We start from the raw sequence: 6064 nt of genomic DNA, 5'->3' as shown, positions 1-6064 counted from the left end.
ATTGCTACAGAGCCAATGCTGCGTGCTAGAGCCGCCCTGCGCATTGAGCTGGCGAGCCTTGAGAGGCAGGTACGCCAGCTCGCTAAGGATGATCCGGTTTGCCATCGTCTGATGACGATGCCGGGAATTGGTGCAGTTGTGGCACTAACCTACCGCTCTGCTGTTGATGATCCTGCCCGCTTCACCTCATCGAAAAAAGTGGGGCCGTGGGTCGGCCTAACGCCCTCACGCAGCCAGTCCGGTGAAAGGGACGTCTCCGGCGGCATCACCAAGGCCGGCGACGTCAACCTTAGGCGGGCACTGTGCCAAGCCGCAACTGTGATGATGCATCGCGGTCGATCAACATGGCTGCGAACTTGGGGCGCTAAGGTCGCGCACCGTCGAGGCCGCAAGTGTGCCATGGTTGCCTTGGCGCGTCGCATCGCCGTGATACTGCATCGGATCTGGGTCGACGGCACCACATTCCAGTCAGAGGCAGCCCCGAACATGGCCTAATCAACCGACACCCCACCTGTTGCCTGCTCAATTGCAGGTCTTCGAGGTCCCGCAGGGACGTAGTCCCGATGATGCCGTGGTCAGGACAGTCGCTGACATCGATCAAGCACGCCTATGAGATAGGCACATCGGAATTACATCGAACCAGCATCATGTTGGCAGCCCCCGCGCTGACCACGGACCGAAGCATGTACCCCAAGGGCCTCAATCAAAGACCGCATGACAGCATAGAGTGGAACAAAAAACCGCAGAAACCGCTTTGGCGGAAAAATCGACTTGCAAAAAATAGCTTGACCAGGACGATCCCGTTACCGAAGTCCTGACCCTAACATACATTAGCGGACTCAATTGGGAGCAGGTCAGGACTGAACGCCCCGGACAAGGACACTCGCGCCCGCTGCGTTAGAATATTCTCAGCTTGCAGGGGACAAGAATTGGCTCTTTCGTGGTCTGAGGTTTGCCGATCAGTTCAAAGCCTATTTTCAGCATTGTTGTGACGTCCTGTTCAACCATTCCGATATTGCCGGGAAGGAACGAACCGAATGGATCCCAGTCAAAGCAGCCGTATTTTACCTTGTCTGCGTCTTTTTCAAGCTCGCTGTGCCATCTAACAACGCCCTCTAGTGAAATCGTCGAATTGACAAAAATACCCGAAGGGCCGTCTGGCCGGAAATCCTTCAGAACCATTGCAGCGCTCTCGGCCGAATAGCCGTTTGCCATGATATGGGAATCGGGGACGGAAATTGAACGATCGTGCTGCGCAGACAGGAAACCTTTCAGTCGGGCGGCGGTGTTGTGATCGGCCAGTCGGCCACCGACGAACCGCAAGGGCCCGCTCCAGCCAAGTTCTTGTTCGCAATGGTCGAGAATAAGGTTGGTCAGGTCGCGGGCCGCAGTATAGTTGTCTGAAATTACGGACGGGGCATTCTTACCTGGCAAATCGAGGTTGATCGATTGAACGCCCGACGCATTGCAGAATGCCGAAATGCGATCCGGGTCAGTGGCGCCGGTCGAGATCAGGCATTCGGCCTGATAAGAGATAAGCTCTTTTGCGGCCTCAAATTCGAGGTCGGGGTCACGTTGAGTGCATGTGACGACAGGAAAGAACCCGCGCGCGCGGGCCATTATCTCAAACTGCTCGGCAATGTTGCCAAAGTATCGGTTGTCATATTTCGGAACGATCATGCCGACAATGTTGGAGCGATCCCGACGCAGCAAGCTGGCTTGCACGTTGACAGAGTACCCTTGCTCTTCCGCCAACTGCATCACGCGTTCGGCCAGTTTTCGACTGATTCGGCGCTTTTCCCACGTCCCGTTGAGTACGGAACTTACCGCGCTGGGAGATGCATCTGCAAGTTTAGCCAGATCGTAAATCGTTGTTCTCTTGGACTCTTTTTCCATATCTCTTGCCGCGACCTTCAGCAATTCACACTAAATTATCGGAACTATATTGACTCAGAACAATCGATGGAGCAACTTTGCTCAATCGATGGTGCAAATAAAACTGTCGGTTGCGCATACTTTGTGATGCGTTGGGAGGAGTTCAGTTCTAGTCGATGGCTGCCCGATGCGTAGGGCAGTACAAGACGCCTTGTTTTCCTCTCAGGCATCGCTCTCCGCATCAGCGGGGCTCAATTTGGTTTGGAGGAGCAAACAAATGAACAAGACCACCTTACTTGCGACGGCATCAACGCTGGTCGCGACACTGATCGCCACAGCGGCAACCGCCCAGACCGTGGCGTTCCTTATGCCTGATCAGGCCTCGACCCGTTATGAAGAAAAAGACTGGCCGGGCTTTCAGGCCGCGATGAGTGACCTGTGCCCGGATTGCACGCTGATCTATCAGAACGGCAATGCGGACGTCGCCCTGCAACAGCAGCAGTTCAATTCCGTTATCGCACAAGGCGCAACTGTGGTTGTTCTTGATCCGGTGGATTCTGCTGCCGCTGCGGCCCTTGTTGAAATTGCGCGTTCGCAGGACGTAAAGGTCATTGCCTATGACCGCCCCATTCCCGACTCGCCTGCCGATTTCTATGTCTCCTTTGATAACGAAGGCATCGGTTACGCCATCGCGCAATCACTGGTCGAAAACCTTCAGGCCAAAGGTGTTCCCCAAGGCGCTGGTGTCCTTCAGATCAACGGTTCTCCCACTGATGCGGCGGCTGGTCTGATCCGCGACGGGATCGATCGGGCGCTTGATGCATCGCCTTATGTGACGCTGTCCGAATTCGATACGCCCGACTGGGCCCCGCCGCGCGCGCAGGAATGGACTGCGGGCCAGATCACGCGCTTTGGCAGTGATATCATGGGGATCGTGGCGGCCAATGACGGCACCGGCGGTGGGGCAATTGCCGCGCTCAAAGCTTCGGGTGCAGATCCGCTTCCACCGGTGACAGGCAACGACGCGACAATTGCAGCGCTGCAGCTGATTATCGCAGGCGACCAATACAACACGATTTCAAAGCCTTCTGAAATCGTGGCAGCAGCGGCGGCTGAAATCGCAATGACGTTGATCAACGGTGAAACGCCCGAGGCCACGTCGACGCTATACAATACACCGTCGCAACTGTTCGTGCCCGCGGTCGTCACGCAGGATAACATCAAAGCCGAGATTTTCGACGCTGGCATTCAATCAGTGGCGGAAGTCTGCACAGCCGAATATGCAGAGGCCTGCGAAGCGCTTGGTATCAAATAAGCGAACGCGCGGCACTGATCGTTTGGTGCCGCGCAGCCATACCCGGGAGGAGAATGCCATGACACAGCAGAATGCAGGCCCCGAAAAGGGCGAACTTATTCTAAAGCTGCGCAATGTCGGTAAGAAATTTGGTGCCGTGACTGCCCTCGAAGACATCGAACTTGAAGTTCATGCAGGTGAGGTCGTGGCCCTTGTCGGGGATAACGGCGCGGGCAAATCCACGCTTGTCAAGGTTTTGGCCGGGGTCCATCAGCCAACGTCGGGCACCATCGAGTATCTGGGCAAGCCGGTTACGCTGGATACACCGGGTGCTGCGCTTGAAATGGGGATCGCAACCGTCTTTCAGGATCTGGCCCTTTGCGAGAATCTGGATGTCGTCGCTAATCTCTTTCTGGGTCACGAGATTTCGCCTTGGCGCATGGACGAAGTGCAAATGGAGGTTCGTGCTTGGACATTGTTGCAGGAACTGGCGGCGCGCATCCCGTCGGTGCGCGAACCGATTGCATCACTTTCAGGCGGCCAGCGTCAGACCGTCGCCATCGCACGGTCGCTGCTGCTGGACCCGCACATCATCATGCTGGATGAACCGACTGCCGCTTTGGGCGTCGCACAGACAGCGGAAGTGCTTAATCTGATCGAGCGGGTTCGTGACCGCGGCCATGGTGTCATTCTGATTTCGCACAATATGGAAGACGTGCGCGCAGTGGCCGACCGGATTGTCGTGCTGCGTCTGGGAAAGAATAACGGGGTCTTCGACGCTGAAACATCCCATCAGGATCTGGTCTCGGCGATCACCGGCGCCAGCGAGAACTCGGTCTCGCGGCGGGCGACAAGGAAACGCGCAGAAGTGGGGGCAGATGTATGACACAGAATATTCAAGAAAACGATGTGAGCCCGCGACTTGACCGCGCCGATACGCGTGTGCGTCACGATGCCGGTATTTCGGGCGCAATGCGCGGCTTTGTAGATCAGGTGCGTTCTGGCGATCTGGGTATGCTGCCGGTTGTCGTGGGGCTGCTGTTGATCTCGGTTGTGTTCAGCACCCTGAACCCCATTTTTCTTGCGCCCAACAATCTGGTCAACCTGTTGTTTGACGCAGCAGCGGTCGGATTGCTGGCACTCGGTGTCGTATGCGTTTTGCTGTTGGGTGAAATTGATCTGTCCATCGGTTCGATGAGCGGTCTTGCCTCTGCAATGACCGGCGTTCTTTGGGTTAATTCCGGCGTCCCGTTGCCCGTCACGATCGTCGCGGTGATGTTTACCGGTGCTTTGGTCGGGCTTCTTTTCGGATTTCTGCGCAATCAGTTTGAAATGCCAAGTTTCGTGGCTACGCTGGCGGGGTTGCTCGCACTTTTGGGCCTTCAACTTTATATTCTGGGTCCGACCGGATCGATCAATATGCCCTTTACGTCACCTCTTGTGCGTTTCGGACAGATAATGATCATGCCGGCCTGGATTTCGTATAGTGTTGCGGTCATTCCAGGGATATTGATCGTACTGGGCAAAATGCGCACGAACCAGCAGCGCAGTGCTGCAAACCTTTCTGCCAGCCCAATGAGCGTCGCAGTGGTAAAGGCCGCATTCCTCACAATCGCGCTTGTTTTTGTGGTGTTCTATCTGGAGCAAGGCCGCGGTGTGCCGTGGATGTTTGGCATATTTGTTTTGTTTGTCGTGATCCTCAACTATGCGCTAACCCGCACGCAGTGGGGACGTTCGATGTTTGCCGTGGGTGGTAATGCTGAAGCCGCACGCAGGTCGGGCATAAATGTAAAGCGCATTCGCCTGTCGGCGTTCGTCGTCTGTTCTACATTTGCAGCACTCGGCGGCGTGTTCGCTGCGGCCCGCCTTGCCTCGGCCAGCCAGCAAGCTGGGACTGGTGATGTGAACCTGAACGCCATTGCGGCAGCCGTGATAGGGGGCACGTCGCTGTTCGGTGGCCGCGGGTCTGCCTGGTCTGCCTTGTTGGGCGTTCTTGTTATCATGGCAATCTCCAACGGGCTTACATTGCTCAACCTCAGCTCTTCTTTGCGCTACATGATAACGGGGGCGGTCCTTGCCATTGCTGTCATCGTTGACTCTCTCGCGCGGCGTTCGCGTGCAAGCCATGGTCGCGCCTAAAGTATCGGAACATGAAAATGATCAAGTCGATGGACAAAAAGACCGCTGCAATCACGGGTGCTGCGTCGGGGATCGGGCTCGAATGTGCGCGCATCCTGATCGAGGAAGGCGCCCAGGTCGTCCTGATTGATCGGGCCAAAGACCGACTAGGCGCGCTGTGTGAGGAACTGGGCGACGCGGCCAAACCACTTGTCATTGACCTACTTGACGGGCCGCAAGTTTCTGGAATGTTGCCGCAGATCGAAAGACTGGTTGGCCCGCTTGATATATTCCACGCAAATGCAGGCGCATATGTGGGCGGGGCAGCCGCAGACGGCAATCCCGATGAATGGGACAGGATGCTGAACCTGAACATCAACGCGGCCTTTCGCAGTGTTCAGGCCGTTTTGCCCGCGATGATTGAACGCAAGACCGGTGACATCATCTTTACCAGTTCGGTGGCCGGTGTTGTCCCCGTCGTATGGGAACCGATCTATACGGCATCAAAGTTCGCGGTTCAGGCGTTCCTGCACGCAACCCGCCGCCAGGTTTCGCAATACGGCATCCGCATGGGTGCCGTCCTCCCCGGGCCAGTCGTTACGGCACTGCTGGACGACTGGCCCAAAGAGAAAATGGACGAGGCGCTTGCCAACGGATCGCTGATGCAACCACGCGAGGTTGCAGAGGCCGTTCTGTTCATGCTGACCCGACCGCGCGGCGTCGTGATCCGCGACATGGTGATCTTGCCCAACAGCGTCGATCTTTGAGCGGCGGGAA

Annotated in this window: 6 protein-coding genes; 5 read left to right on the top strand and 1 reads right to left on the bottom strand. The window is 56.5% G+C overall.

The genetic code is table 11. From position 1 onward, the window contains the following. Nucleotides 1–495 (top strand): transposase (locus tag ACTG4B_RS12530; RefSeq protein ID WP_439156038.1); only part of this gene is annotated, 495 nt, incomplete at its 5' end. Between the two features lie 402 nt (nucleotides 496–897). On the opposite strand, the gene ACTG4B_RS12525 is transcribed toward ACTG4B_RS12530, so the two are convergent. Next, a complete protein-coding gene (locus ACTG4B_RS12525) occupies nucleotides 898–1896 on the bottom strand; it encodes a substrate-binding domain-containing protein (protein WP_439156037.1) in 999 nt (332 codons plus the stop codon). A 256-nt stretch (nucleotides 1897–2152) separates the two neighbouring features. Between ACTG4B_RS12525 and ACTG4B_RS12520 the strand changes: the two genes are divergently transcribed. From ACTG4B_RS12520 to ACTG4B_RS12505, 4 genes are read left to right on the top strand one after another with little or no spacing between them, the layout of a single operon-like run. Continuing rightward, nucleotides 2153–3190: a substrate-binding domain-containing protein gene (locus ACTG4B_RS12520; RefSeq protein ID WP_439156036.1), complete on the top strand. Its 1038-nt coding sequence runs from the start codon at nucleotides 2153–2155 to the stop codon at nucleotides 3188–3190. A gap of 58 nt (nucleotides 3191–3248) precedes the next feature. Continuing rightward, nucleotides 3249–4055, top strand: a complete 807-nt coding sequence (locus ACTG4B_RS12515) for an ATP-binding cassette domain-containing protein (protein ID WP_439156035.1) — start codon at nucleotides 3249–3251, stop codon at nucleotides 4053–4055. Next, nucleotides 4052–5308 (top strand): sugar ABC transporter permease, encoded by a 1257-nt coding sequence (locus ACTG4B_RS12510; protein ID WP_439156034.1) that lies wholly within the window; start codon nucleotides 4052–4054, stop codon nucleotides 5306–5308. Before ACTG4B_RS12515 ends, ACTG4B_RS12510 begins: the two co-directional genes overlap by 4 nt. A 17-nt stretch (nucleotides 5309–5325) precedes the next feature. Then, nucleotides 5326–6054: an SDR family oxidoreductase gene (locus ACTG4B_RS12505; RefSeq protein WP_439156039.1), complete on the top strand. Its 729-nt coding sequence runs from the start codon at nucleotides 5326–5328 to the stop codon at nucleotides 6052–6054. Nucleotides 6055–6064: the final 10 nt, after the last annotated feature.

This window comes from Yoonia sp. (assembly GCF_965660735.1).
Lineage (GTDB): Bacteria > Pseudomonadota > Alphaproteobacteria > Rhodobacterales > Rhodobacteraceae > Yoonia.
The sequence above is the reverse complement of the archived record's forward strand: the minus strand, read 5'-3'. Positions and strand labels throughout refer to the sequence as shown.

Excerpts from the sequence above, each read along its gene's own strand:
- ACTG4B_RS12520 (WP_439156036.1), top strand. The coding sequence starts at position 2,153 with ATGAACAAGACCACCTTACTTGCGACGGCATCAACGCTGGTCGCGACA.
- ACTG4B_RS12525 (WP_439156037.1), bottom strand. The coding sequence starts at position 1,896 with ATGGAAAAAGAGTCCAAGAGAACAACGATTTACGATCTGGCTAAACTT.
- ACTG4B_RS12505 (WP_439156039.1), top strand. The coding sequence starts at position 5,326 with ATGATCAAGTCGATGGACAAAAAGACCGCTGCAATCACGGGTGCTGCG.
- ACTG4B_RS12515 (WP_439156035.1), top strand. The coding sequence starts at position 3,249 with ATGACACAGCAGAATGCAGGCCCCGAAAAGGGCGAACTTATTCTAAAG.
- ACTG4B_RS12510 (WP_439156034.1), top strand. The coding sequence starts at position 4,052 with ATGACACAGAATATTCAAGAAAACGATGTGAGCCCGCGACTTGACCGC.